Below are 26,219 nucleotides of genomic sequence, written 5' to 3'. Positions count from 1 at the left end.
CCCTGGCCTCACCTGTCCGGTAAAGGAGAGTGAAATCCGTGCGCGAACAGCGGACTAAAGCTGTTGCATCATCTTGCGCACACCCGCGACATGACGTCGGCTGACAATCAGCGCATCACCGTTGAGGCCTTTGAGAAAGAGCTGGAAATGCCCAAGTGGCGTGCGCTGCAGCCGTTCGATACGTTCGCGGGCTACCAGTGCATTGCGGTGAATACGTACGAACCGGTCGCCAAATTCGTCTTCAAGGGCTTTCAATGGCTCGTCCAGCAGAACCTCGCCACTTTCGTGGCGCAAGGTCACGTATTTGTGGTCGGCAATGAAATAGACCACTTGAGCCAACGGGATCAGTTCGATGCCTTTACGGGTTCGCGCACTGATATGGCTGCGTGGGCCACTGCCGGTTTCTGCCGCCGGCCGAGTCAGCGCCGCGAGCTGGACGCGGTTGGGGCGCTCGGCTTTTTTCAGGGCGTCGAGCAGCTGCTCCGAACGCACCGGTTTTGCCAGGTAGCCAACCGCGCTGGCTTGCAGGGCGTCCAGGGCAAATTCATCCTGGGCCGTACAAAACACCACCGCCGGTGGCGTCTCGCGTTCACACAACCTTGCGGCGACTTGTAAACCGTCGAGGCCAGGCATGCGGATGTCGAGCAGCACGATATCGGGCTTCAGGCTGTCGATCAGGGTCAATGCCTCATCGCCATTGGTGGCGCTGGGCTCCAGGACACTGTAACCCTCGAGTTCGCCGACCATACGGCTCAGGCGCTCACGGGCTTGGGGTTCGTCATCAACGATCAGGACATTCATATTGCGCTGGATTCCTGCGTGAGTCTCGCACAAGGATAGCGTAGACAGGTGAAGTGACATCCGTCACCGCGATCCACGCTAAGACTAGCGCGAGCGCCAAAAAGTGCCGTACGTCGGGTTGCAATATTTATCGGTGCCTGCGCAGTTCCATTCGAAGCCAGCCGCGACGTGGCGTCACCGTAGGGATTGCTGCTACACAATATGAACACCCCTCTTCTCTATATAGTCGGCTTCGACACTGACGTCGCACGCTTCGATGAGACTCAGCACATGATCGACAATTGCGCTGACCCTCACGTCCAACTGTAGACGCTTGCCGCGACGACAGTGCTCATTTGAAAAATATCGTTGCGTAAACGCGGCAGCGACTCAATTGAGTATGGTCGGTCAAATAAGAAAAAAACGTAGCGACCAGTGTCACCGACAGGATTGGCAACCCTGTTATTATCCACCGCAGGTTTTAACGCCATTTTCCTTCAGCCGATCACGAGCGAATTCATGAGCACTGACAAGACCAATCAGTCCTGGGGCGGCCGCTTCAGTGAACCCGTCGACGCCTTCGTCGCCCGCTTCACCGCCTCCGTCACTTTCGACCAGCGCCTCTATCGTCACGACATCATGGGCTCCGTAGCCCACGCCACCATGCTCGCCAAGGTCGGCGTGCTGACCGATGCCGAACGCGACAGCATCGTCGACGGCCTGAAGACCATCCAGAGCGAAATCGAGGCCGGCACCTTCGACTGGCGCATCGACCTTGAAGACGTGCACATGAACATCGAGGCGCGCCTGACCGACCGCATCGGCGTTACCGGCAAGAAGCTGCACACCGGCCGCAGCCGCAACGACCAGGTAGCGACCGATATCCGCCTGTGGCTGCGTGACGAGATCGATCTGATCCTGGGCGAAATCACCCGCCTGCAAAAAGGCCTGCTGGAACAGGCAGAGCGCGAATCCGGCACCATCATGCCCGGCTTCACCCACCTGCAAACTGCACAGCCCGTGACCTTCGGTCATCACATGCTGGCCTGGTTCGAAATGCTCAGCCGCGACTACGAGCGCCTGGTCGATTGCCGCAAGCGCACCAACCGCATGCCGCTCGGCAGCGCCGCACTGGCCGGCACTACCTACCCGATCGACCGCGAGCTGACCGCCCAACTGCTGGGCTTCGACGCTGTTGGCGGCAACTCGCTGGACAACGTCTCGGATCGCGACTTCGCCATCGAGTTCTGCTCCGCTGCGAGCATCGCGATGATGCACCTGTCGCGCTTCTCCGAAGAGCTGGTGCTGTGGACCAGCGCGCAGTTCCAGTTCATCGATCTGCCTGATCGTTTCTGCACCGGCAGCTCGATCATGCCGCAAAAGAAAAACCCCGACGTCCCGGAACTGGTGCGCGGTAAAAGCGGCCGGGTGTTCGGCGCGCTGATGGGCCTGCTGACGTTGATGAAGGGCCAGCCATTGGCCTACAACAAGGACAACCAGGAAGATAAAGAGCCGCTGTTCGACGCCGCCGACACCTTGCGCGACTCACTGCGGGCCTTTGCCGACATGATCCCGGCGATCAAGCCAAAGCACGCCATCATGCGTGAAGCCGCACTTCGCGGTTTCTCCACGGCTACCGACCTGGCGGATTATCTGGTGCGCCGCGGCCTGCCGTTCCGTGACTGTCACGAAATCGTCGGTCACGCGGTGAAGTACGGCGTGGAAACCGGCAAGGATCTGGCAGAGATGAGCCTGGAAGAACTGCGCAAGTTCAGCGACCAGATCGAACAGGACGTGTTTGCCGTCCTGACCCTGGAAGGCTCGGTGAATGCCCGTAACCACATCGGCGGCACCGCGCCGGCGCAGGTGAAGGCCGCTGTGGTTCGCGGTCAGGCGCTGTTGGCCAGCCGCTAAATCGCTAAAAGCATCGCGGGCAAGCCTTGCTCCTACAGGATTTATGTCGTATCGCAAACACGTGAACGACACGAATCCGTAGGAGCAAGGCTTGCCCGCGATTGCGTCCTGAAGAACGCTACAAACTTACTTCTTGGCGCTGATCATCGCCAAAAACCCTGGCATCGCCGCTTCCTTGTCTGCCGCAATGCGTTTGGCATGCGGTGTCTGCTCCAATTGCTCAAGCAACGCCTTGGCGCCTGGCAACTCGGCCAGCAAATCCAGATCGAAGAGCTTTTTACCAACCGCGCAGGCGATGCTGACGCCGTACAGGAAGTACAGGTCCGCCACGCTCAGGGTTGCGCCCGCGACGTACGGCGCGAACTTGCCGTGACGCCCCAGTGACGCAATCCCCAGCAGCAGCTCGGCCTTGGCTTTTTCCTTGATCGCTTCCGGCACCGTCATACCGAAAAAGGCCTCAGGGAAACAGGCGCGAGCCGGTAGTTCGATGTACAACTCGATTTCCTTGGCCAGCGCCAGAACCTGAGCCCGCTCGAACGGTGTTTTGGGCAGCAGCGCAGGACCCGATTGAGTGTCTTCGAGGTACTGAAGAATCACGCTGGTCTCGTTGATGAACCCTTGTTCGACACCCAACACCGGAACCTTGCCGCGCGGGCTGATGGCCAGCGCCTCAGGGCTTTGACCGGCGTAAAACGCTACTTCCTCAAAGGGCAGGCCCTTCTCCAGCAACGCATGCTTGACCATGTTGTAGTAGTTGCTGACGGAAAATCCATAAAGCTTGAGCATCACATAGCCTCCAGGCCGTGCAGGGGGTTGGCAGCCACTGTTATAGAACGTCGGGAGCACTCTCGCCAGCAGCATCACACGGCTGAATGCAGGTAAACTGGCGACCTTTCCTTTTGGAGCCTGCCATGAGCGAGCCTAGCGATATCGACAACGACGAAGAAGAATTCGCCGAAACCACCCTGATCGAAGCCATCGAAAACCAGATCGAAAGCGACAACCCGCCAGCAGCCAAGGCGACGTTCAACAAACTGACCCTGGTCGGTTACGAGCGTGAAGAAATCCTGCAATTGATGGCTCACGTTCTGGCCATTGAAATTGACGCACTCCTCGAAGAAGACCGCGCGTTCAATACCGAGTGGTATGAAGCCGCGCTGCGCGCACTGCCAGAGTTGCCGCCAGAAAAGAACTAAACCCCTATCGCGCGGGCACGGCTCTCATTGTGGCGAGGGAGCTTGCTCCCGCTCGATTGCGCAGCAATCGCAAAACCGCTGGATACGGTGCAACTGGTAAAATGTGGTTGCAGGGTTTAGGGCAGCTTCGCAGCCCAACGGGAGCAAGCTCCCTCGCCACGGGTACTGCGCCTGCAAGCTCGTTCAACTGCCTGCAACGAAAAGCTCTAAGGCAACACTGGACAGCTCGCCCGAGTGCGTTCACCTTAGGGGCGCTGTCGTCTATTCCTAGAAAGTCTGGAGTCCTTATGTCGCTTACCCCTGAGCTGGTTGCCGAACTGGAAATCCTTGCACTCTTCAACCTGGACAGTTCCCAGGAAGGTTTGAAAATTCATCAGACCGCTGCCCCGAAAGCCATTGCCGCCGCACAACGCCTGTTCGACAAAGAGTTGATCACCCAGCCCGATGGCGGTTATCTGACCAGCCTGGGCCGTGATGCCGCACAGAATATTCAGACCGTTCTGACCATTCTGTCTGTCCAAGAAACCGCATAACCGCTGCCGTATCGCCCACGGGAACCCCTGCTACGGGATTTCCGCGGGCAGACTGTCGCTCATCGATAGAAATTTGACGCCAGAAACCAAAATTCAGCTTAAAAGTCCTGAGCATCAGGCTGTAAACTGCCCATCGCCCTGAGACCTTCCCACGTTCGAGCACTGCGAGCCGGTTTGAGCTGACATGACCCGCACCCATGAAATCCGCCCTGATCTGGACGAAGGAATCGATCGCAAGGTTCTCAGCCAGCTGCGTGCGCGCTTTCTGAAGCTCAATGACGGCCGACTGGCCCGAGCCATGGAAGGGTTGTCACCCCGCCAGCAAGGGGTTTTGACCCTGCTGCCGCTGTTCTTCCATGTTAATCACCCGCTGTTGCCAGGTTACGTCTCGGGCAGCACGCCGGCCGGGCTGTCGAATTTCGAACCTGACGCCACGGCGCTCGCCGAAGCGCAACGCCTGACCCGCTCCTTCTCCTACAAGCCCCGCCACGGCAATCCGCCGCGGCCGATTCAGGGTCTGTTCCTGATGGGCAGCCTCGGCACCCTCGCCCAGGCCGATCAAAGTGACATGGACGTGTGGGTTTGCCACGCCCCGGACCTGAGCGAAAGCGAACTCGCCGAACTGCGTAAAAAATGCCAACTGCTCGAAATCTGGGCCGCCAGCCAGGGCGCCGAGGCGCATTTCTTTCTGATCGACCCGCAACGTTTCGTCCGCGGCGAACGCGACACCCAATTGAGCTCCGATGACTGCGGCACCACCCAGCATTACTTGCTGCTCGATGAGTTCTATCGCACCGCCATCTGGCTCGCGGGGCGCACGCCGATCTGGTGGCTGGTGCCGGTGTACGAAGAGACCGGCTACGACCAGTACACCCATACATTGCTGTCCAAACGCTTTATCCGCGCCGATGAAACCCTCGATCTCGGCCACTTGGCGCGGATTCCACCCGGCGAATTCATCGGCGCCGGGCTCTGGCAGTTGTTCAAAGGTATCGAGTCACCCTACAAATCGGTGCTCAAGCTGCTGCTGACCGAGGTCTACGCCAGCGAACACCCGAACGTCAAATGCCTGAGCCTGCGCTTCAAGCAAGCCGTGTTCGCCAACCGTCTCGATCTGGATGAGCTCGACCCGTACATCGTGGTCTACCGGCGCATTGAGGAATACCTCACGGCCCGAGGCGAGCCGGAACGGCTGGAGCTGGTTCGGCGCGCCTTGTACCTCAAGGTCAACCGCAAGCTGACCGGCAACAGCGGCCAGCGCAACAAAAGCTGGCAGCGCCTGCTGCTGGAGCGGCTGGCTGAGGAATGGGGCTGGGATCAGCGGCAACTGGCAATGCTCGACAGCCGCAGCCAATGGAAGGTCCGTCAGGTCAGCGCCGAACGCCGGGCCCTGGTGAATGAACTCAATTACAGCTACCGCTTCCTGACCCAGTTCGCCCGTACCGAGCAGAGCGTCAGCCTGATCAACAAGCGCGACCTCAATGTACTGGGTCGCAGGCTGTATGCCGCCTTCGAACGCAAGGCCGACAAGATCGAGTTCATCAACCCCGGGATCGCACCGGATCTTGCCGAAGACACACTGACCCTCGTCCAGTCAGCAAACAAGAAAGAGCCTGGGCAGAGCCACTGGGGTTTGTACAACGGCAACCTGGGCAATCTGGAGTGGGAACATTTCGCGCCGATCAAGCGCTGTCGCGAACTGCTGGAACTCCTGACCTGGTGCCACCGTAACGGCGTGATCGATAGCAGCACGCGCCTGGCCTTGCACCCCGGCAGCAGCGACCTGAGCGAGTTCGAGCTGTTCAATCTGCTGGGCAGCCTGCAACAGACCATCGCGCTGCCCCTGACCAGCGTCAGCGAAGAACAACTGCTGCATGCCAGCGTGCCGAGCGAGGTGTTGATTCTGGTGAACGTGGGTGTCGACCCGCTCAAGCATCACCGCGACCTGAACATCCTGATGACCACCGAGCGCACAGACTCGCTGAGCTACGCCGGGGTGCGCGAAAATCTGGTGCTGACCCTTGATCAGGTCACGCTCAACAGCTGGAACGAAGTGCTGGTCAGCCGCTACGACGGCGCCCACGCCCTGCTCGATTGCCTGCGCGATTACCTCAACAATCTGCCAAGCGGCCCACAGCAACCTCGACTGCGCGTGCGCTGCTTCTGCCATAACCGTGCGCAGTTCATCGCCCAACGTGTCGAAGAAGTCCTCGATACCGCGCAGAACCTGCTGCTCAGCAAACTCAATCATCGCTACCTGATCCAGGTCCAGCAGCATTACCACGTGCTGGAACTGATACCCGGCCAGGTCAATCATGTCGCGCTGGCCAGCCTGCCGGCACTGCTCGATTACCTGAACCAGGACCTGATCCGTTACAGCCCGCTGCAACTGGACCCGATGGCGCTGGTGGACCACGACCTGGCGCTGATCCTGCCGATGGGCCAGCCCGACTGCATTCAGGTGTTTTACCGCATCAACGATGCCCACGCCGAGTTGTACGTGCTGGATGAATTCAATGCCCTGTGGCAACAGCGCCAGCCGTATCACGACGAGCAAAGCCTGCTGGTGCCACTGCAACGTTTCCTGCAATCGATCCTGTTTCGCCGTGACGCACTGTTGCCGATGGACCCCGCCCAACCGGTGACGGTGCTGGAAACCCTGTACTACCAACTGCTGCCATCGGGCACTAATCGTGCACGCCGGGTCGAGCCACGCCCGGCGCCGCAGACACCGGTGAACAAGCCGTTCTACGACGTCCAGGCAATCGTCGGCAAAGCCGTACCGGGGCAAGGCCAAGTCACCTTGTATTGCAATCAGCGAGAGTTTTCCGAGCTGGAGCATGGCGACCAGCTATTTGCTGTGGTCGCGCAGGAGATCGTCGGGCAGCGTCGCGAGGCGCAACACTATCGCTGCTACATCACCGACCTGGACCTGTCCGGCCTGCTCGGTGATGGTCAGGGTTCGAGCAATCTTTACCTGCGCTACAAAGCAGACCTGGAGCGCGCATTGAACAAGGCGCTCGAACAGGCCTGAGGCGTGTCAGAACGCGCAGTCGCCGCCATTCTTGGGTTGCGACTCAACCTCAAGCAGGGTCAGCTTCAAGGTCTTGCCACCCGGTGCCGGCCAGTCGATGTGCTGGCCAACCTTCAAACCGAGCAATGCGCTGCCTACCGGCGCCAGAATGGAAATCCGGCCTTCGTCGGCATTGGCGTCCTGTGGATAAACCAGGGTCAGGTGATAGTCCTTGCCACTGCTTTCTTCACGGCAATGCACACGCGAGTTCATGGTCACGACATCGGCAGGCACTTCATCGTGACCGACCAGCGTATCGGCGCGATCCAGTTCGGTTTGCAGCGCGATAACACCTGGCAGCGAGTCATCCAGGCTGTCGATCAAACGCTCCAGACGTTGCACGTCCAGGCGGGTAAGGATGATGGAAGGTGCGGTCATGATTAAGGCAGACTCCTTTTTTCTGCACGACAAAAGCAAAACCCCGCCAGAAATAGGCGGGGTTTTCACGGACCTCGATGAGTTGAGGCGTATCCGGACACTATCACAGCTCAAAAAATATACAAGCCGCCGCCCCCCCCCAACCAACCACTCAGGCCACCCCCCCACTCAGGCCGGTCGGTAGGCCGCCGTGCTGTTGCTGTTGATCTTGATCCACCCGCCCCTATCGGGAGGCCGAGTGGAGGTGTTCATCAGGGGGTGGGCGCGCAGCGCCGTACGGCGCAGCCGGACACATCGAGAGGAGGTCGTCGCGAAGCAGACCGTAGGCGATGCCCCCTGATGAATGCCGGAATGAGGGAACGCCGAGCCTAGGCGAGGTGCCGTACGCTTGGGGCGAAGCCTTTTGGTTCCTTTTTGGCGTTTGAAAAAGGGACTCGCTGTAAGAGCGAAACCATAAGCGGCCGTTACCGCAGGAATGGATATGTACACCTGCGGGAGATGGGTCGGCTGTCAGGCCGCCATCGCGAGCAAGCTCAGCTCCTACGAGTACGAGGACTAGCGCGGGGATAAGTTCTTGCGCTGTTGGGCCTGGGCGCAAATCACCCGGCGGCGATCATCGTCCGCCGAGCGCCATTCGCGGATATCTTCGACGTGGCGGAAACAACCCAGGCAGACTTTCTGCTCGTCCAGCCGACAGACGCTGGTGCACGGCGACGGCACCGCCGCGCTGACGTTGCTGTACAGCGGCTTTGGCGGACGGGTAGGCGCTGCCTCGGTCACCAGATCACAGCCCTTCGAAATCAAGCTTGGCACCAGCCTGCTCGCCGACAATGCGCTCAAGCATCTCGCCGAGCTGCTCTTCGCTCTTGTCACACATCCAGCGTTCGCTTTCTTCGTCATAGTCGAAGTGGAAGCCGCCGGACACGGCCGCCAGCCACAGCTGACGCAGCGGCTCCTGGCGACTGAAGATCAACTGGCTGCCACTTTCGAACTTGACGGTGAGCACACCGGCCGAGCTTTCCAGATCAACATCCAGGCCACTGTCATCGAAAATATCCTCCAGCGTTTGCTGGGTGGCATCGACCAGATCGTGGAAACGGGCTTCAGTCAAACTCATTGCGGGAACCTCAAAAAATGTCTACTCACGCTCAAGCGCCGCAAGATACGGCCGAGCCCCAGCGATTGCAAAGGATACCGACCACGCACCAGACAAGAGTAGAAAATATCGACACACCTTGCGCCGCTTGATCGCCTGCCCAGGCAAAGGCCCGCCGGACGGGTGGTCCATCGCATAGGCAAGCTGCCGGGTGGCCGGTATACTCCGGCGCAATTAACGCATTTTCAAGGATTTCGCCATGAAGCGCCTGATCTCTTCCCTTGCTGCGCTCGTCGCGGTTGCCTGCCTTGTCACTGCCTGTGGTCAAAAAGGGCCGCTGTATCTGCCCGATGACAGCAAATCGCCTGAAGAACAGGCGAAGTCGTCGCAGTCCAAAGCGCACCAGCACAGCACCAGTACCAGCACCTACTAAGGGAACATCATGGACGCTTTTAACTACCGTGACGGTGAGCTGTTCGCGGAAGGTGTTGCCCTGTCCGCCATCGCCGAACGCTTTGGCACACCAACCTACGTCTACTCCCGCGCGCACATCGAAGCCCAGTATCTGGCGTACGCCGATGCCCTGGCCGGCACGCCGCACCTGGTCTGCTTTGCGGTCAAGGCCAACTCCAACCTGGGTGTACTGAATGTCCTGGCGCGTTTGGGCGCTGGTTTCGACATCGTCTCCGGTGGCGAGCTGGAACGTGTTCTGGCCGCCGGTGGCCAGCCCGACAAGATTGTTTTCTCGGGCGTCGGCAAGACCCGTGAAGACATGCGTCGCGCCCTGGAAGTCGGCGTGCACTGCTTCAACGTCGAATCCACCGACGAGCTCGAACGCCTGCAAGTCGTCGCGGCCGAGCTTGGCGTTCGCGCGCCGATCTCGCTGCGGGTCAACCCGGACGTCGATGCCGGCACCCATCCGTACATTTCTACCGGTCTCAAGGAAAACAAGTTCGGCATCGCGATTGCCGACGCCGAAGACGTGTACGTCCGCGCCGCCCAACTGCCTAACCTGGAAGTGGTCGGTGTCGATTGCCACATCGGCTCGCAACTGACCACCCTGCCGCCCTTCATCGATGCCCTCGACCGCCTGCTGGCGCTGATCGACCGCCTGGGCGATTGCGGAATCTACCTGCGCCACATCGACCTCGGCGGCGGTTTGGGCGTGCGTTATCGCGATGAAGAGCCGCCATTGGCTGCCGACTACATCAATGCCGTACGCGAACGCATCGACGGTCGCGACCTGACGCTGGTGTTCGAGCCGGGCCGTTTCATCGTCGCCAACGCCGGCGTGCTGCTGACCCAGGTCGAGTACCTCAAGCACACCGAGCACAAAGACTTCGCCATCGTCGACGCAGCCATGAACGACCTGATCCGCCCGGCGCTGTATCAGGCCTGGATGGACGTCACGGCCGTGCGCCCGCGTGCAACTCCGGCACGCGCCTACGACATCGTCGGGCCGATCTGCGAAACCGGCGACTTCCTCGCCAAGGATCGCCATCTGGCACTCGAAGAAGGCGACTTGCTGGCCGTGCATTCGGCCGGTGCGTACGGGTTCGTCATGAGTTCCAACTACAACACTCGCGGCCGCGCCGCTGAAGTGCTGGTGGACGGTGATCAGGCAGTTGAAGTGCGTCGCCGCGAGACGGTAGCCGAGTTGTTTGCTGGCGAAAGCCTGCTGCCGGAGTAAGCCCATGCTGCTGCGTTTTACCAAGATGCATGGCCTGGGCAACGACTTCATGGTCCTCGACCTGGTCAGCCAGCACGCGCACATTCTGCCCAAGCACGCCAAGCAATGGGGCGATCGGCACACCGGTGTCGGTTTCGACCAATTGCTGATCGTCGAAGCGCCGAGCAACCCGGACGTGGATTTCCGTTACCGGATCTTCAACGCCGACGGTTCCGAAGTCGAGCAATGCGGCAACGGTGCACGCTGCTTCGCACGCTTCGTTCTGGACAAGCGCCTGACCGCCAAGCGGCAGATTCGCGTCGAGACCAAAAGCGGCATTATCGAACTGGATATCCGCAACGACGGCCAGATCAGCGTCAACATGGGTGCACCGCGCCTGGTGCCGGCAGACATTCCGTTCCAGGCGCCCGCTCAGGCCTTGAGTTATCAGGTCGAGGTCGATGGCCAGACTATCGAACTGGCCGCAGTCTCCATGGGCAATCCCCACGCCGTCGTGCGGGTCAGCGACATCAACAACGCGCCGGTGCATGAGCTGGGACCGAAGATCGAAAACCACCCGCGCTTCCCGGCGCGGGTCAATGTCGGTTTTCTCCAGGTCATCGACCGGAGCCGAGCGCAGTTGCGCGTCTGGGAGCGCGGCACCGGGGAAACCCAGGCCTGCGGGACCGGGGCCTGCGCTGCCGCAGTGGCCGCGATCAGCCAGGGGTGGATGGATTCGCCGCTATTGATCGACCTGCCTGGCGGGCGCTTGTCCATTGAATGGGCAGGTCCTGGCCAACCGGTGATGATGACCGGCCCGGCAGTACGCGTATACGAAGGACAAGTGCGTCTTTGAGTGAGCGAAATACATGACTGATCAGCCTCAGGTTCCAGCCCCACAGCCCGACGAATCCCCTTCCGAAAGCCTGGAGGCGGCGGCGATTGCCGCGTACCTGGAGGCTCATCCGGATTTCTTCGTCGAGCACGAAGAACTGCTCCCGGCGCTGCGCATTCCGCACCAGCGCGGCGACACCATCTCGTTGGTCGAACGCCAGATGAAAATTCTGCGCGAACGCAACATCGAGATGCGCCATCGCCTCTCGCAACTGATGGACGTCGCCCGCGACAACGACCGGCTGTTCGACAAAACCCGCCGACTGACGCTCGCCCTGATGGACGCCAGCAGCCTGGACGACGTGGTCATCAGCGTCGAAGACAGCCTGCGCCAGGATTTCCAGGTGCCCTTTGTCAGCCTGATCCTGTTCAGCGACGAGCCCTTGCCGGTCGGTCGCTGGGTGACCAGTGCCGACGCGCAAAAGGCCATCGGCGGCTTGTTGTCGGAAGGCAAAAGCGTCAGCGGCAGCCTGCGCGAGCACGAGCTGGACTTCCTGTTTGGCGAAGAACAGCGCAAGCAGATCGGTTCGACGGCGGTAGTCACCATCAGCCATCAAGGCCTGCACGGTGTCCTGGCGATCGCCAGTCGCGATCCGCAGCACTACAAAAGCTCGGTGGGCACGTTGTTCTTAAGCTACATCGCTGAAGTCATGGGCCGCGTACTGCCTCGGGTCAACACTTCCCTACGCTCGGTACGCTGACCATGGAACGACAACTGGACGCCTACTGCGAGCACCTGCGCAGTGAGCGTCAGGTGTCGTCTCACACGCTGGAAGCCTATCGGCGCGACCTGAACAAGGTCCTGGCGCACTGCAAAAAACAGAACATCGGCAGCTGGACCGCGCTGGACATCCAGCGCCTGCGCAGCCTGATCGCTCGCCTGCACTCGCAAGGACAATCCTCGCGCAGCCTGGCGCGGCTGCTGTCGGCGGTACGCGGGCTCTATCACTACCTGAACCGCGAAGGCCTCTGCGACCACGACCCGGCCAACGGCCTGGCGCCCCCCAAGGGCGAGCGTCGACTGCCGAAAACCCTCGACACCGACCGGGCGCTGCAACTGCTCGATGGCGCCGTGGAAGACGACTTCATGGCGCGCCGCGACCAGGCGATTCTCGAGCTGTTTTACTCGTCCGGTTTACGCCTGTCGGAGCTGACCGGGCTCAACCTTGAACAGCTCGACCTGGCGGACGGCCTGGTGCAAGTACTCGGCAAGGGCAGCAAGACCCGAGTGCTGCCCGTCGGCAAGAAGGCCCGCGAAGCCCTGGAACTGTGGTTGCCGCTGCGCGCCATGGCGAACCCGGTGGACGATGCGGTATTCGTCAGCCAGAAAGGCCGGCGCCTCGGCTCACGGGCGGTTCAGGCGCGGGTCAAAGCCGTCGGTGAGCGCGAACTGGGGCAAAACCTGCACCCGCACATGTTGCGACACTCCTTCGCCAGCCACTTGCTGGAGTCCTCGCAAGACTTGCGTGCGGTACAGGAATTACTCGGCCACGCGGACATCAAAACCACGCAGATCTACACCCACCTGGACTTCCAGCACCTGGCCTCGGTCTACGACAGCGCCCATCCACGGGCCAAACGCATCAAAGGCGATGAGCAATGACAATCCAACTGATCACCTTCGACCTCGACGACACCCTGTGGGACACCGCCCCGGTGATCGACAGCGCTGAAGCAGTGCTGCGCCAGTGGTTGGCCGAGCACACACCGAACCTCGGTGCCTTGCCGGTCGATCATTTGTGGGCGATTCGTGAGCGGGTATTGAGCCACGAACCAAGCCTCAAGCACCGCATCAGCGCCCTGCGCCGCCGGGTGCTGTTTCACGCACTGGAAGAAGCCGGTTACGCCCATGAACAAGCCTGCGAGCTGGCCGATCAGGGCTTTGAAGTGTTTTTGCACGCACGACATCAGCTGGAAATCTTCCCCGAGGTGCAACCGACACTGGAGATTCTGGCCAATCACTACGCCTTGGGCGTGGTCACCAACGGCAATGCGGATGTGCGCCGCCTAGGGCTGGCGGATTACTTCAAGTTCATCTTGTGCGCAGAGGATATCGGCATCGCCAAACCCGATGCCCGGCTGTTCCACGAAGCCTTGAAACGCGGCGATGTAACAGCTGAGGCCGCCGTGCATATCGGCGATCATCCCGGCGATGACATTGCCGGCGCTCAGCAGGCAGGGTTGCGGGCGATCTGGTTCAACCCGACCGGTAAAGCCTGGGAAGCCGACAAGGTGCCCGATGCCGAGATTCGCAGCTTGACCGAGTTGCCAGCGTTGTTGGCGCGGTGGAACTCGATTTCGTAGCGTCCTCAAGATAGTCATCGCGGGCAAGCCTTGCTCCTACGGGATTGTCGTCACCTGCTCGAACGACGCCAGTCTGTAGGAGCAAGGCTTGCCCGCGATGCTTTTCGGTCTCTATTGTTTCACCCATGAAAAAGCCCGCAGCGACGGCGGGCTTTTTCAGCAAGCACGTAGCAGGCGCTTAGATAGGCCGGCTGCCGTACTTGTTATCAGGCTTCTTTGGCGGGTCCGCCACCACGTTGGCCTCGACTTCCTGAACCTTGCCACCTTTGGCAAGGAACTCTTCCATCGCGCGCGCCAGAGCATCACGCTCTTTGTTCTTGGCCTCGACACTCGGCAGCTCGTCTACCGACACCGCAGCCTTGGCCTTGCCTTTGGCGGTCGGGACCGGCGTGTCATCACCGCCATCGTCGTCAGCAACGTCTTCCGCCGCTGCTTCCAGGCCTTCTTCGGTCTCGTCTTCGTCGCCTACTTCGAGGTCGTCGTTTTCCAGATCATCGTCGCTCATGTTCTACCTCATGACTTGCGAAAAGCAGATTAGTTATAGCCCAGCTTTGTCGTCTGTCGACGACCGCCGGAAAAAAATCAACATCCACTGGTAACCAGCGGTTTATGCCTCTTCACCGTGCACGGTGGCGAGGACTTTGCGAGCACCGCCATGATCGCGGTGCTCACCCAGATAAACACCTTGCCAGCTACCTAACGCCAATCGGCCCGCCCTTATCGGCAGACTCAACTGACAGCCTAGCAAACTGGCCTTGAAGTGCGCCGGGAGGTCGTCCAGGCCTTCGTCGTTATGCTCATAGCCAGCTGTTCCTTGTGGGACCAGCCGATTGAAAAACCGTTCGAAGTCGCGACGTACCGCCGGATCGGCGTTCTCGTTGATGGTCAACGACGCCGAGGTGTGCTGCAGCCACAAATGCAACAGACCGACCCGACATGCCTGGAGTTCAGGCAGGCCGGCGAGTAACTCGTCCGTTACCAGATGAAAGCCCCGGGGCCGTGCCCGCAGGGTTATCAGAGTCTGTTGCCACATACAGTTCTCCGCACGTTCGGGGCGCATTCTAGCGCGCTCTGGGAAAAAACAAAGGCCCTAATATTCCTTCAATCATGTAAGCCATTGGCCGCGGAAAAACACTCGTCACAAACACCACTAAACGTGTGCGAAAAAACCTTTCAGCCGTACTTTCAGAGAAAAAATCCAGACAAAAAAATGCCCGGCAAGCCGGGCAAATTTTTATGCGCTTGCTTACATGTTGTAGCCGCGCTCGTTGTGAAGCGCCAGATCGATGCCCACCGACTCTTCTTCCTCGGTAATGCGCAGCCCCATGACGGCGTCGAGCACCTTGAGGATGATGAACGTGGCGATCGCGGTGTAGATCACCGTGAAACCCACGCCTTTGCACTGAATCCAGACTTGTGCCGCGATGTCGGTCACGGTGCCGAAGCCACCCAGTGACGGAGCTGCGAATACACCCGTGAGGATCGCGCCGAGAATACCGCCGATGCCGTGCACGCCGAAGGCGTCGAGGGAGTCGTCGTAACCCAGTTTGCGTTTCAGGGTCGTGGCGCAGAAGAAGCACACCACGCCCGCTGCCAGACCGATGATCATCGAGCCCATCGGGCCAACGGTACCCGCAGCCGGAGTGATCGCAACCAGACCGGCAACCACGCCCGAAGCGATACCCAGCGCGCTAGGTTTGCCGTGGGTCAGCCACTCGGCGAACATCCAGCCCAGGGCCGCTGCGGCGGTAGCAATCTGAGTTACCAGCATGGCCATACCGGCAGTGCCGTTGGCCGCTGCGGCGGAACCTGCGTTGAAACCGAACCAGCCCACCCACAACATCGCGGCGCCCATCAGGGTGTAACCGAGGTTGTGCGGAGCCATCGGAGTGGTCGGGAAGCCTTTGCGCTTACCCAGTACCAGGCACGCCACCAGACCTGCGACACCGGCGTTGATGTGGACCACGGTGCCGCCCGCGAAGTCGAGCACGCCCCAGTCGCCCAACAGCGAACCCGGACCACTCCAGACCATGTGCGCAATCGGCGCGTAAACCACGGTGAACCAGATGCCCATGAACACCAGCATCGCGGAGAACTTCATCCGCTCGGCGAATGCACCGACGATCAGCGCCGGGGTGATGATGGCGAAGGTCATCTGATAGGTGACAAACACCGCCTCGGGGAACAGCGCTGTAGGACCAGTAATACTGGCGGGCGTGATGCCGGCAAGGAAAGCCTTGGCGAAGCTGCCGACAAAGGAATTGAGGTTGACGACGTTGGCTTCCATACCCGTGGTGTCAAACGCCATGCTGTAGCCATAGAGGAACCACAGGATGGTGACCAGGCCGGTAATGGCGAAGCACTGCATCATCAATGAGAGAACGTTTTTGGAACGAACCATGCCGCCGTAGAACAGCGCGAGGCCTGGAATGGTCATGAACAGCACGAGGGCAGTAGAGGTCAACATCCAGGCAGTATCGCCGGAATTGAGGACTGGAGGAGCCACCGGATCTGCCGCCATGGCCAGGCCGGGCATTACGATGGACAACAGGGCTCCTAGCCCTGCGAATTTACGCAGAGTCATTTTGTTTTCTCCTGGGGCGTTGGGTTTGGCGGCTTAGATTGCGTCGGTATCGGTTTCGCCGGTACGGATGCGAATAGCCTGTTCCAGATTGACCACGAAAATCTTGCCGTCACCAATCTTGCCGGTGTTGGCCGCCTTGGTTATCGCCTCGATAACCCGGTCCAGATCCTTGTCGTCAATGGCGACATCGATCTTCACCTTGGGCAGGAAATCGACCACGTATTCCGCCCCGCGATACAGCTCGGTATGCCCCTTCTGCCGACCGAAGCCTTTGACCTCAGTGACGGTAATGCCCTGCACGCCGATCTCGGACAACGACTCGCGTACATCGTCCAGTTTGAACGGCTTGATGATGGCAGTGACTAGCTTCATGAAAACTCTCTCCCGAATTGGTGGACTTGCCCCAGGAAAACAAACCCGACTCAAGTCTAAGCGCAGTGCCTGGCTTTGTAACGCATCGTCGGCCCTACTCGCCCGACCGACGCCAGTTAACCGTTCCTGACGAAACTCCCCGCTCCGCCTGTCGCACTGCATTCGTCACAGCGACTGCATCAGTGCATGGGTCACAAGGGACTAAGCAGAAAGCTTGCCATCTCGTGAAAACCTACTGATTTCAATCCCTTGGCCGCTGCCACAGGCACCAATGCCCCATCACCGCCGGCGATACGCACAACAACAGTGCGCGAACGCCCGGCAACATGCGCGAAAAGCGTGCATTCGTGCCCGCGCCAATGACTATAGACACTGCGTGATACACTGCCGGCCATTGTTTCCAGGACGTTTCTCATGCTCGCACCCAAAGACTTCCTCGATGCCCTGAGCGGCACCGCCTCCCGCCTGTTCAGCGGCGAAACCCCGCTGCCAAAAAGCGAAATCGAAAGCCAGTTCAAAGCCCTGCTGCAAAGCGGCTTCAGCAAGCTTGATCTAGTGAGCCGGGAAGAATTCGACAGTCAGATGGTCGTCCTGGCACGCACCCGGGCACGCCTTGAGAGCCTTGAGGCAAAAGTCGCCGAGCTGGAAGCCAAGCTGAATCCACCGACTGAATGACCCCACAAATCCCCTGTGGGAGCGTGGCTTGCCCGCGATAAGGTCGGAACGACCTTCCAGCAATTAGGATTCAGCTCTACTTCCAGGCTGAGTCCTACAAAAACACCACCGCTTTCCGATTGCGCCGCACAGCCCCGGTTTCTAAGCTCACTTCAGCTGAATGTTCAGCACTGGGTTTGGCGACCCGGAAAGCTTAAGGTGCACGACGACCATCCAATGGTGGACTCTTCCTGTCCGTCGACTCGAGTCATGGCGGCTGTGCGTGGGAGATCTTCGGGTCTGCCGGGTTCCTTTTGCTCCGGTTCGCCAACCCGCGTACAGCTGCCACCTAATCGTTTGGCGACGATTACTGGCAGCCCCTTAAGCAAAAGGAGCTGTATCGATGAATAGCAATGACGCTTACCTGATCCCACACGTCTTCACCCGCCACAAACTCCACCTCCACGCCCTGCTGCTGGAAAACCAGCCTTGGTTCAGTGCCCGCGACCTCGGTCGATTGCTTCGGCTGTTCCTCGACGAACGCGCTACGCAAACTCGACCCTGATCAACACCAAACCGTGACAATGCACATCCACGGCGGCATCGAACATACGCTGCTGATCAGCGAATCCGGCGTCTACGCGCTGCTGGTTTATCACTACTGCCCCGAATACCGGGGCCTGCGCGAATGGCTGACCCACGACGTGGTCCCTGCCCTTAGAGACGCCCAGCAATCCACCACAGTCGAACGCCCGATACTGAGCCTGCTGAACTGGCCGGAAATGTCGCTGAGCTTGCTGCACTGGAACAACCAGCCGTGGATCCGGTTGCAGGATGTTCCACACCTGTTGCCGGAGGGGGAGCGACCACGAAGTATGGTCAATGGCCCGTGGTGGAAACGCGCTTCACGGGTGCTTCAGTCGCTTTAATGACCTTCACGGCGCGGCGTGTGACCCGTAGCAGCTGCCGAAGGCTGCGGATCGCATTACGGCTTAACTGACAGGCATTAGTCTAAATAGTGGTTCTTATCACCCCCGAAATATTTAAACCGACACCTGCAACATCCTGCGAAGGTTTCGCTCCTCAGCCGCCGCGCTAAACCACTACGCCGCAACTACCCTTCAAAAAACCGCAGGAAGCGGTTCTCGCAAGCTCAAGGAATGATCATGTCTCTGGCCATCGTCCACAGCCGCGCCCAGATCGGTGTGGAAGCGCCCGCCGTTACCGTAGAAGTCCATTTGGCCAACGGCCTGCCATCGCTGACGATGGTGGGGTTGCCGGAAGCAGCGGTGAAGGAAAGCAAGGATCGGGTGCGCAGTGCGATCATCAATTCCGGGCTGCAATTTCCGGCACGACGTATCACCTTGAATCTCGCCCCGGCCGATTTACCGAAGGACGGCGGGCGCTTCGATCTGGCGATCGCCTTGGGGATTCTGGCTGCCAGTGTGCAGGTGCCGACTTTGACGCTGGATGACGTCGAGTGTCTGGGTGAGTTGGCGCTGTCAGGCGAAGTGCGGGCGGTCCGTGGTGTGTTGCCGGCGGCACTGGCGGCGCGCAAGGCTGGACGATCGCTGATGGTGCCGCGGGCAAATGCCGAGGAAGCGTGCCTGGCGTCAGGACTGAAGGTCATTGCGGTGGATCATCTGCTGGAGGCGGTCGCGCACTTCAATGGCCACACTCCCGTAGAACCGTTTGTGTCCAATGGCTTGCTCTACGCCAGCAAACCCTACCCCGATTTAAATGAGGTACAGGGCCAGATTGCGGCCAAGCGTGCCTTGTTGATCGCTGCTGCGGGAGCTCATAACCTGCTGTTCAGCGGACCACCGGGGACGGGGAAAACCCTGCTGGCGAGTCGTTTGCCCGGGCTGCTACCGCCACTGGCCGAGAGTGAAGCGCTGGAAGTCGCGGCGATTCAATCGGTCACCAGTTGTATGCCGTTGAGCCATTGGCCACAAAGACCGTTCCGCCAACCACACCATTCGGCGTCCGGCCCGGCGCTGGTGGGCGGTGGCTCGAAACCGCAGCCCGGTGAAATCACTCTCGCCCACCACGGTGTCCTGTTCCTCGATGAGCTGCCGGAGTTTGATCGCAAGGTGCTGGAGGTGCTGAGAGAGCCGCTGGAGTCGGGCTGCATCGTGATTTCCCGAGCCCGTGACCGCGTGCGTTTTCCCGCGCGCTTTCAACTGGTGGCCGCTATGAATCCGTGCCCCTGTGGATATCTTGGCGAGCCAAGCGGCCGCTGTTGCTGCTCACCGGACCAGATCCAGCGTTATCGCAACAAACTGTCGGGGCCGCTGTTGGACCGAATTGATCTGCATCTGACGGTTGCCCGCGAAGTCACGGCGTTGAATCCCGCGTTAAAACCTGGCGATGACACCGTAACCGCCGCCGCCCGGGTCGCGGACGCAAGGGAGCGGCAACACAAACGCCAGGGCTGCGCCAATGCCTTCCTCGATTTGCCGGGCCTGCGCCGACACTGCACGTTATCCACAACCGATGAACACTGGCTGGAAACCGCGTGCGAACGGTTGACCTTGTCGCTACGAGCGGCCCACCGACTGCTCAAGGTGGCGCGCACCCTGGCGGACCTTGAGCAAGTCGATAACATCACCCGCGAGCATCTGGCCGAAGCGTTGCAGTATCGACCGACCACGCACTAGTCGAAGTTATTCCTTGGTGAGATCCACCAACGGTGTTTGCCTTACCTCAGTCTCCCGTCCACCCTGAATCTCGCTCACCTGCGCCAACGCTTTATCCACAGCCGCTTTATCCGCCAGCAAGCTGTAACTGATCTGGAACTGCTTCTGCTCCTTGGCGGCAATCGTCGGCACCAGGTTCAGTGGCCGCTGATACCGGCGGTTGTAGGAAAAACTCGTCCCCGGCTCCAGCCCCGTGACATAGCCCTGCCCTTGGGTATCGGTGTTTTTCCACAGGGAGAACACCGGCAATTGCTTGGTATTGAAACCAACCGAGACCCCAAGGCTGCCCGCCTTGTTATGCAGCACGGTCAGCGTGTCGCCCTTGGCATCGGCATATGGCACGACGTTGTAGACGGTTTCGTCGTAGTCCTTGGTCGGCGCGCGGTAAGTTTGCCAGTCGGGCAAATCCCCCTTGGCCTTGTCGTTGAACGGTGACACCTGTTTCACCGGCGCAGCGAAACGGGCGCCCTGTTCCAGGAACGGGGTGCTGAAGTTGCTGTGGTAGAGCGCCTGGTATTCCTTCGGATAGTCGCCGTTGTTGGTCAGGGTGTCGTTGAGGGCGAAGCGCACGCTGCCGGGTTCGGTGACCAGTTCAGTCATTACCGAGAAGTCGACTTTCTTGAACGCCTGCTCTTTCAACTCACCGCGCAGGCTGATGGCGTAAGGCGGTTTTTCATCAATGTGCAGCGTGACCTTACTGGCCGGAATGTTCGCGGCGCGGCCATGCAGGGTCAGCAGTTCGCCGTTGTCCATGCCCGGGTGACCGACCCATTCGTAGCCGCAGCGGGTGACCAGTTCATTGAAGCCTTCGAGCCAGCCCAGTCCGCCACGCCCGTTGAGTTCGATAAAGGACGGATTGACCACGTCCTTGACCGGCGAATCCCAACCCATACGCACATTACCTACCGATGCCTGCAGGACGTTCATCCCGCGGGTCGGCACCACCGAGAGCTTCATCGTGCCGTTATCAATGTCGACGATGCTCACGCCCTCCTGCCGACCGCCGTGCAGGGTGCGCAGGGTCACGGAGAACGGTTTGTCGGTTTTCACACCGAGCTGCTGGCTGGTGATTTGCTGGTTCTGGGCAGCCTTGTCGGTGTCGAGCAACACGTAATCCCAAGCCATAACGTGGGAGGTAGCGGTCATTGCGCCGAGAGTGACGAGAAGTTTGAGCGGGGTCATGGTGAAAGCCTTTCTTGGAGTTGTGCGATTTTTATAGCGCTGATGAAACGTTTCAGCAAGCTTAAAAACGGCATAACTCCAGCAAAACTCAGTCGACGGGTTCAATCGCCAACAACAGGCTTGCCAACGATGGCGATTCCAGAGGTGACCTCAGCGAAAACGGTCAACCTCATGGCGCAACTCTGCCGCCAGGTTTTCCAGCTCCCTGGCAGTAATTGCCAGGTTCGACACCACTTCACGCTGCTCGCTGTTGGCCATGGCGATGCTTTGCAGGTTGCTGCTGAGCAAGGTCGCGGTGCTGCTCTGCTCTTGGGTGGCGGTAGTGATCGCAGCGAATTGCTGGCCGGCCGAGCGGCTTTGTTCGTCGATCAGCGCCAGCGCCGACGCGACATTGGCATTGCGCGTCAGGCCTTCGTGCATCAGCAGCTTGCCTTGCTCCATGGTGCTGATGGCGTTACCGGTTTCCTGCTGGATGCTTTGGATCATCCCGGAAATCTCGTCAGTCGCTTCGCGAGTGCGCGAGGCCAGGTTGCGCACTTCGTCTGCCACCACTGCAAAACCACGGCCCTGTTCGCCGGCACGTGCGGCTTCGATGGCGGCGTTGAGTGCCAGTAAATTGGTTTGATCGGCAATCGCGGTAATCACCCCGACAATGCCGCCGATTTCCTGGGAGCGCTGACCCAGGGTGTTGATCACCGTCGCCGTGCTGTTGAGAGCACTGGCAATCTGCTCAAGGGACGAAGAAGCTTCTTCCATCGAGGTACGACCGATCCGCGTCTGCTGGGCGTTTTCCTGGGCCAGACGCTCGGTGTTGCCCATGTTGTCAGCGATGTTCAGCGAGGTCGCACTGAATTCTTCCACGGCACCGGCCATGCTGGTGATTTCACCGGACTGCTGCTCCATCCCTTCATACGCACCGCCGGACAACCCGGATAATGCCTGCGCGCGACTGTTGACCTCTTCCGAGGCCTTGCGGATGTGCTCGACCATGGTCGATAGAGCCTGGCTCATCTGATTGAAGCTGCGCGCCAGTTGACCGATTTCATCCTGGCTCGACACGTTCAAACGCACGCTCAGATCACCCGCGCCCAAGGCTTCGGCCTGCCGCACCAGATCACCCAACGGCGCCAGCTTGCTGCGCAACAGCCAGACTGCCGCGCCTACCGCCAGCAGCATCGCCAGCAGGCTGCCAATGGCCAGGCGGATACCGATGCTCCAGGTCACTGCGCGGATTTCGCTTTTCGGCATGCTCGCCACTACTGACCATGGCCCGCCCTCGAATGGCACGGCAACGCTGTAGAAGTCTTCGGACTTGTCGCTCCAGAAGGCGCCCCGCCCCGGTGTCCTGGCCAAACCGGCGATGGTCGAAGTCGCCTGATCCAGCGCCTGCACGCCGGCCGGCGGCACCAGCCATTTGTTTTGTTCATCGAGCAGTGCCAGTGAACCGCTCTGGCCGATGCGGAAGCGCTTGAGGTTGTCGAACTGCGCGCTCTGCGCATCGGTGTAATCGAAACCCACGAACAACACCGCGATCACCTTGCCGCTGCTGTCGCTCACGGGGGTGTACTGCGTCATGTAGGAACGATCGAACAGCAAGGCCCGGCCGACATAGCTCTGCCCCGCCATCAGCCGCTGATAGGCCGGGTGCGCATGGTCGAGCAGCGTGCCGATGGCGCGGGTGCCGTCCTGCTTGCTCAACGAGGTGCTGACCCGAATGAAGTCCTCGCCACTGCGCACGAACAACGTCGCCACGCCGGCAGTCATTTGCTTGAACTCATCGACCTTGTCGAAGTTGTTGTTCAACACTTCGTTGCCCAGATGCAGGCCCGGAGTCTGCACGCCCGCCACCGTCACCGGCTGCTCCGGGTGCACGCTCAAACCGCCACTGAAACGCTTTTCAAACAACCCGCTCAGGCGCTGGGTGCTTTCGCGCAGGGTGCCGTGGAAGGTGCTCAACTGGTCGGCCAGCAACCGCGCCTCACTGGCCAGATGCTCTTCACGCGTGTCGAGGTTGGCAGAATCCAGCGAACGCAGGGCGAACACCGTGCTGCCACTGATGACGACCGCGAGGATGACGGCAAGGGCAAGCCCCAATTGTGAGGCGATCCGGGCACGAGGTTGAGACATGACAGCTCCTGGCCGAGGAGCCGGATCATCCTGATCGCGTCGCGTGGCTCGGCAAAATATCCAGTAATAGGGGAAGCGCGAAACCTTTCAGAACGAAGGTCCCACTTTCAGGGATTCGGCGGCGTGGATAAATACTTGAGCGATGCACAAGGATATCGCTCAAGGCTGCCATGGCGGTGGCTACATCGATTCAGCCGAGGCGCTCGACATCCGGCAATTCCATGGCCTGCACCTCACCCTGGAGGAAGTCGCTGAGACGGCGCAAACGTTCACCGCCGGGGCGGGTTTTCGGCCAGACCAGGTAATAATTCAGGCCGCTGGCCACGGCAGTCGGCCACGGCAAACTCAAACGCCCCTGAGCCACATCTTCGGCCACCATCAGCAAGTCACCCATCGACACCCCGTAACCACGGGCGGCGGCAATCATCCCCAGCTCCAGCGTATCAAACACCTGCCCGCCCTTGAGCGACACCTGCTCCGACAGGCCCATACACTCCAGCCAACTGCGCCAGTCACGCCGATCAGGAGTCGGGTGAAGCAGTTCAGTACTGGCCAGCCGCTCGACATCCCATGGTTGATCATTCAACAGATTCGGTGCGCCGACCGGGATCAGCAGTTCAGGGAACAGGTAACTGGCCTCCCAGTCCGGTGGAAAATGCCCGTTGCTCAACAACACCGCACAATCGAACGGTTCGTGATTGAAGTCCACCGAGTCGACGTCCATCCAGGCGCTGGTCAGTTGCACCTCGTTGCCCGGTTGCAAATGCCGAAAGCGACTGAGTCGCGCCAGCAGCCAGCGCATGGTCAGGGTCGAAGGAGCTTTCATGCGCAAGACGTCATCTTCGGCGCGCAAGGTATTGCAGGCCCGCTCCAGCGCACCAAAGCCCTCACGCACACCCGGCAGCAGCAAACGTGCGGCCTCGGTCAGTTGCAAATTGCGCCCGCTACGCTGAAACAGCCGACAGGCGAAATGCTCCTCCAGCGTACGCACATGTCGGCTGACGGCGCTTTGGGTGATCGACAATTCTTCGGCAGCACGGGTAAACGAACTGTGCCGCGCTGCGGCCTCGAAAGCGCGAAGGGCATACAACGGAGGAAGACGACGAGACATTGGGAAAGCTCCTATAGCGCGACCCCGGAACCTTATCAGAAACTCTCCAGCATGAGTTTTAGTCATGCCAGCAATCGTTTTTATCCCTTTGTGCAAACGCTTGCGAGCGCCGAGAATCAACCCTTCCCGATTTATCTGACTAAACGAGCGTGATGATCATGCAGCATCCAGCACGTACCGAACTCTGGGCCATCCTGCGGCTGGCGGGGCCGCTGATTGCCTCGCAGTTGGCGCACATGCTGATGATCCTCACCGATACCTTGATGATGGCTCGGCTCAGCCCGGAAGCCTTGGCCGGTGGCGGCCTGGGCGCGGCGAGCTATTCGTTCGTGTCGATTTTCTGCATTGGCGTGATCGCGGCGGTCGGCACGCTGGTGGCGATCCGCCAGGGCGCCGGCGACATTGAAGGCGCCACGCGGCTGACCCAGGCCGGGCTTTGGCTGGCGTGGTTGATGGCGCTGGTGGCGGGTCTGCTGCTGTGGAACCTCAAGCCAGTGTTGCTGCTGTTCGGCCAGACTGAAAACAACGTGCATGCGGCCGGCCAGTTCCTGTTGATTCTGCCGTTCGCCCTGCCCGGCTACCTGAGCTTCATGGCCCTGCGCGGTTTTACCAGCGCCATCGGCCGGACGACACCGGTGATGGTCATCAGCCTCATCGGGACCGTGGCCAACTTCCTGCTCAACTATGCGCTGATCACCGGTATGTTCGGCCTGCCGAAAATGGGTTTGATGGGGATCGGCCTGGTCACCGCCATCGTCGCCAACTGCATGGCGCTGGGCCTGGCCTGGCATATCCGCCAGCACCCGGCTTACGCCGCGTACCCACTGCGCAAGGGCCTGTCACGGCCCAATCGCCAGTACCTGCGCGAGCTATGGCGTCTCGGCCTGCCGATTGGCGGCACCTACGCGGTAGAGGTCGGTCTGTTTGCGTTTGCCGCGTTGTGCATGGGCACCATGGGCAGTACGCAATTGGCGGCGCATCAGATCGCCCTGCAAATCGTCTCGGTGGCGTTCATGATTCCGGCGGGGCTTTCATATGCGATCACCATGCGCATCGGCCAGCACTACGGCGCCGGGCAGTTGCTCGATGCGCGCTTGGCCGGGCGGGTCGGGATTGCCGTTGGTGGCGCGGCGATGCTCGGGTTTGCCATGGTCTTCTGGCTGCTGCCGAACCAACTGGTGGGACTGTTCCTGGACCATAACGACCCGGCGTTTCGCGAAGTGATCAATCTTGCGGTGAGCCTGTTGATGGTGGCGGCGTGGTTCGAGTTTTTCGACGGCACGCAAACTATCGCCATGGGCTGTATTCGCGGTCTGAAGGACGCCAAGACTACCTTCCTGGTCGGCCTCGCCTGCTATTGGCTGATCGGCGCTCCGGCTGCATGGTTGATGGCTTTCCACCTCCATTGGGGGCCGACCGGCGTCTGGTGGGGTCTGGCGCTGGGGCTCGCCTGCTCGGCCGTGAGCCTGACGCTGGCATTCGAATGGAAGATGAAGCGGATGATCCGCCGTGAACAACCGGAACAGGCAGTGCAGTACAGCACCGTCCAGCCTGATTAACCCGTAGGAGCACGGCTTGCCCGCGATAGATATCACGCGTTGTATCAGATACACCGCAGTGATCCCATCGCGGGCCAGCCTTGCTCCTACGAGT

The 26,219-nt window shown here is 60.2% G+C and carries 25 protein-coding genes and 2 pseudogenes; 14 read left to right on the top strand and 13 right to left on the bottom strand.

Going from position 1 to position 26,219, the window contains the following annotated elements; genetic code table 11:
- Window positions 1-54: 54 nt before the first annotated feature.
- Window positions 55-801: a LytR/AlgR family response regulator transcription factor gene (locus tag AC1RJ3_RS05865; protein ID WP_054594609.1), complete on the bottom strand. Its 747-nt coding sequence runs from the start codon at window positions 799-801 to the stop codon at window positions 55-57.
- Window positions 798-1,047 (bottom strand): annotated as a pseudogene (locus tag AC1RJ3_RS05860) (sensor histidine kinase); the annotation flags it as partial. The gene AC1RJ3_RS05865 and the pseudogene AC1RJ3_RS05860, both read right to left, overlap by 4 nt.
- A gap of 252 nt (window positions 1,048-1,299) precedes the next feature.
- Here AC1RJ3_RS05860 and argH point away from each other — a divergent pair.
- Entirely contained in the window at window positions 1,300-2,694 is a 1,395-nt protein-coding gene (gene argH / locus AC1RJ3_RS05855) for an argininosuccinate lyase (protein ID WP_493077913.1), read from the top strand.
- 126 nt (window positions 2,695-2,820) lie between these two features.
- Here the strand turns inward: argH and AC1RJ3_RS05850 are convergent, their stop codons facing one another.
- Window positions 2,821-3,480 (bottom strand): glutathione S-transferase family protein, encoded by a 660-nt coding sequence (locus AC1RJ3_RS05850; RefSeq protein ID WP_493077911.1) that lies wholly within the window; start codon window positions 3,478-3,480, stop codon window positions 2,821-2,823.
- Window positions 3,481-3,605: 125 nt separating this feature from the next.
- Between AC1RJ3_RS05850 and AC1RJ3_RS05845 the strand changes: the two genes are divergently transcribed.
- The 3 genes from AC1RJ3_RS05845 to AC1RJ3_RS05835 all read left to right on the top strand — a co-directional run bounded on the left by AC1RJ3_RS05845 (window position 3,606) and on the right by AC1RJ3_RS05835 (window position 7,457).
- The gene (locus AC1RJ3_RS05845) at window positions 3,606-3,890 is read left to right on the top strand and encodes a hypothetical protein (RefSeq protein ID WP_054594612.1); all 285 of its coding nucleotides are present in this window, start codon (window positions 3,606-3,608) and stop codon (window positions 3,888-3,890) included.
- Between the two features lie 287 nt (window positions 3,891-4,177).
- Window positions 4,178-4,423, top strand: a complete 246-nt coding sequence (locus AC1RJ3_RS05840) for a TIGR02647 family protein (RefSeq protein WP_019694230.1) — start codon at window positions 4,178-4,180, stop codon at window positions 4,421-4,423.
- A gap of 184 nt (window positions 4,424-4,607) precedes the next feature.
- A complete protein-coding gene (locus AC1RJ3_RS05835) occupies window positions 4,608-7,457 on the top strand; it encodes a class I adenylate cyclase (RefSeq protein ID WP_493077908.1) in 2,850 nt (949 codons plus the stop codon).
- Between the two features lie 6 nt (window positions 7,458-7,463).
- On the opposite strand, the gene rnk is transcribed toward AC1RJ3_RS05835, so the two are convergent.
- From rnk to cyaY, 3 genes are all read right to left on the bottom strand, one after another.
- Window positions 7,464-7,874: a nucleoside diphosphate kinase regulator gene (gene rnk / locus AC1RJ3_RS05830; RefSeq protein ID WP_054594614.1), complete on the bottom strand. Its 411-nt coding sequence runs from the start codon at window positions 7,872-7,874 to the stop codon at window positions 7,464-7,466.
- 555 nt (window positions 7,875-8,429) lie between these two features.
- On the bottom strand, window positions 8,430-8,654 hold the full coding sequence (locus tag AC1RJ3_RS05825; protein ID WP_493078230.1) for a DUF1289 domain-containing protein: 225 nt from the start codon (window positions 8,652-8,654) through the stop codon (window positions 8,430-8,432).
- Window positions 8,655-8,658: 4 nt separating this feature from the next.
- Window positions 8,659-8,991 carry an iron donor protein CyaY gene (gene cyaY, locus AC1RJ3_RS05820; RefSeq protein ID WP_054594615.1) on the bottom strand — a complete coding sequence of 111 codons (333 nt, stop codon included), beginning with the start codon at window positions 8,989-8,991 and terminating at the stop codon, window positions 8,659-8,661.
- Window positions 8,992-9,229: 238 nt separating this feature from the next.
- Between cyaY and lptM the strand changes: the two genes are divergently transcribed.
- The 6 genes from lptM to AC1RJ3_RS05790 are packed head-to-tail and all read left to right on the top strand — an operon-like array spanning window position 9,230 to window position 13,837.
- The gene (lptM, locus tag AC1RJ3_RS05815) at window positions 9,230-9,403 is read left to right on the top strand and encodes an LPS translocon maturation chaperone LptM (RefSeq protein ID WP_019694236.1); all 174 of its coding nucleotides are present in this window, start codon (window positions 9,230-9,232) and stop codon (window positions 9,401-9,403) included.
- A 9-nt stretch (window positions 9,404-9,412) separates the two neighbouring features.
- Window positions 9,413-10,660, top strand: a complete 1,248-nt coding sequence (gene lysA / locus AC1RJ3_RS05810; protein ID WP_493077905.1) for a diaminopimelate decarboxylase — start codon at window positions 9,413-9,415, stop codon at window positions 10,658-10,660.
- Between the two features lie 4 nt (window positions 10,661-10,664).
- Entirely contained in the window at window positions 10,665-11,495 is an 831-nt protein-coding gene (gene dapF / locus AC1RJ3_RS05805; RefSeq protein WP_054594617.1) for a diaminopimelate epimerase, read from the top strand.
- Between the two features lie 13 nt (window positions 11,496-11,508).
- Window positions 11,509-12,234: a DUF484 family protein gene (locus AC1RJ3_RS05800; protein WP_054594618.1), complete on the top strand. Its 726-nt coding sequence runs from the start codon at window positions 11,509-11,511 to the stop codon at window positions 12,232-12,234.
- A gap of 2 nt (window positions 12,235-12,236) precedes the next feature.
- Window positions 12,237-13,136 (top strand): tyrosine recombinase XerC, encoded by a 900-nt coding sequence (xerC, locus tag AC1RJ3_RS05795; protein ID WP_054594619.1) that lies wholly within the window; start codon window positions 12,237-12,239, stop codon window positions 13,134-13,136.
- The gene (locus AC1RJ3_RS05790) at window positions 13,133-13,837 is read left to right on the top strand and encodes an HAD family hydrolase (protein WP_054594620.1); all 705 of its coding nucleotides are present in this window, start codon (window positions 13,133-13,135) and stop codon (window positions 13,835-13,837) included. The genes xerC and AC1RJ3_RS05790 overlap by 4 nt, the downstream gene beginning before the upstream one ends.
- A gap of 178 nt (window positions 13,838-14,015) precedes the next feature.
- Here the strand turns inward: AC1RJ3_RS05790 and sutA are convergent, their stop codons facing one another.
- The 4 genes from sutA to glnK all read right to left on the bottom strand — a co-directional run bounded on the left by sutA (window position 14,016) and on the right by glnK (window position 16,793).
- On the bottom strand, window positions 14,016-14,342 hold the full coding sequence (sutA, locus tag AC1RJ3_RS05785; protein ID WP_019694242.1) for a dormancy-specific transcriptional regulator SutA: 327 nt from the start codon (window positions 14,340-14,342) through the stop codon (window positions 14,016-14,018).
- Window positions 14,343-14,444: 102 nt separating this feature from the next.
- Window positions 14,445-14,870, bottom strand: coding sequence for a secondary thiamine-phosphate synthase enzyme YjbQ (locus AC1RJ3_RS05780; protein WP_054594621.1), 426 nt, complete (start codon window positions 14,868-14,870; stop codon window positions 14,445-14,447).
- 213 nt (window positions 14,871-15,083) lie between these two features.
- Complete coding sequence (locus AC1RJ3_RS05775; protein ID WP_054594622.1) at window positions 15,084-16,421, bottom strand: ammonium transporter; 1,338 nt, start codon at window positions 16,419-16,421, stop codon at window positions 15,084-15,086.
- 33 nt (window positions 16,422-16,454) lie between these two features.
- Window positions 16,455-16,793: a P-II family nitrogen regulator gene (gene glnK, locus AC1RJ3_RS05770; RefSeq protein WP_002555808.1), complete on the bottom strand. Its 339-nt coding sequence runs from the start codon at window positions 16,791-16,793 to the stop codon at window positions 16,455-16,457.
- Window positions 16,794-17,207: 414 nt separating this feature from the next.
- Here glnK and AC1RJ3_RS05765 point away from each other — a divergent pair, with 414 nt between their 5' ends.
- The 3 genes and pseudogenes from AC1RJ3_RS05765 (at window position 17,208) to AC1RJ3_RS05755 (ending at window position 20,107) form a co-directional block, all read left to right on the top strand.
- Window positions 17,208-17,468, top strand: coding sequence for an accessory factor UbiK family protein (locus AC1RJ3_RS05765; protein ID WP_054048512.1), 261 nt, complete (start codon window positions 17,208-17,210; stop codon window positions 17,466-17,468).
- Between the two features lie 382 nt (window positions 17,469-17,850).
- Window positions 17,851-18,376 (top strand): annotated as a pseudogene (locus AC1RJ3_RS05760) (BRO-N domain-containing protein).
- A 237-nt stretch (window positions 18,377-18,613) separates the two neighbouring features.
- Entirely contained in the window at window positions 18,614-20,107 is a 1,494-nt protein-coding gene (locus AC1RJ3_RS05755; RefSeq protein ID WP_489110798.1) for a YifB family Mg chelatase-like AAA ATPase, read from the top strand.
- 6 nt (window positions 20,108-20,113) lie between these two features.
- On the opposite strand, the gene AC1RJ3_RS05750 is transcribed toward AC1RJ3_RS05755, so the two are convergent.
- The 3 genes from AC1RJ3_RS05750 to AC1RJ3_RS05740 all read right to left on the bottom strand — a co-directional run bounded on the left by AC1RJ3_RS05750 (window position 20,114) and on the right by AC1RJ3_RS05740 (window position 24,566).
- Window positions 20,114-21,328: an aldose 1-epimerase family protein gene (locus AC1RJ3_RS05750; protein ID WP_493077900.1), complete on the bottom strand. Its 1,215-nt coding sequence runs from the start codon at window positions 21,326-21,328 to the stop codon at window positions 20,114-20,116.
- Between the two features lie 150 nt (window positions 21,329-21,478).
- Window positions 21,479-23,455: a methyl-accepting chemotaxis protein gene (locus tag AC1RJ3_RS05745; RefSeq protein WP_493077898.1), complete on the bottom strand. Its 1,977-nt coding sequence runs from the start codon at window positions 23,453-23,455 to the stop codon at window positions 21,479-21,481.
- Between the two features lie 190 nt (window positions 23,456-23,645).
- Window positions 23,646-24,566 (bottom strand): LysR substrate-binding domain-containing protein, encoded by a 921-nt coding sequence (locus AC1RJ3_RS05740; protein WP_054594627.1) that lies wholly within the window; start codon window positions 24,564-24,566, stop codon window positions 23,646-23,648.
- A 158-nt stretch (window positions 24,567-24,724) separates the two neighbouring features.
- On the opposite strand from AC1RJ3_RS05740, the gene AC1RJ3_RS05735 reads away from it, so the two are divergent.
- Window positions 24,725-26,125 (top strand): NorM family multidrug efflux MATE transporter, encoded by a 1,401-nt coding sequence (locus AC1RJ3_RS05735; protein ID WP_489110799.1) that lies wholly within the window; start codon window positions 24,725-24,727, stop codon window positions 26,123-26,125.
- Window positions 26,126-26,219 lie beyond the last annotated feature (94 nt).

This window comes from Pseudomonas sp. GW822-FHT04C11, assembly GCF_058800905.1.
This window is presented reverse-complemented; position numbering and strand designations above follow the sequence as displayed.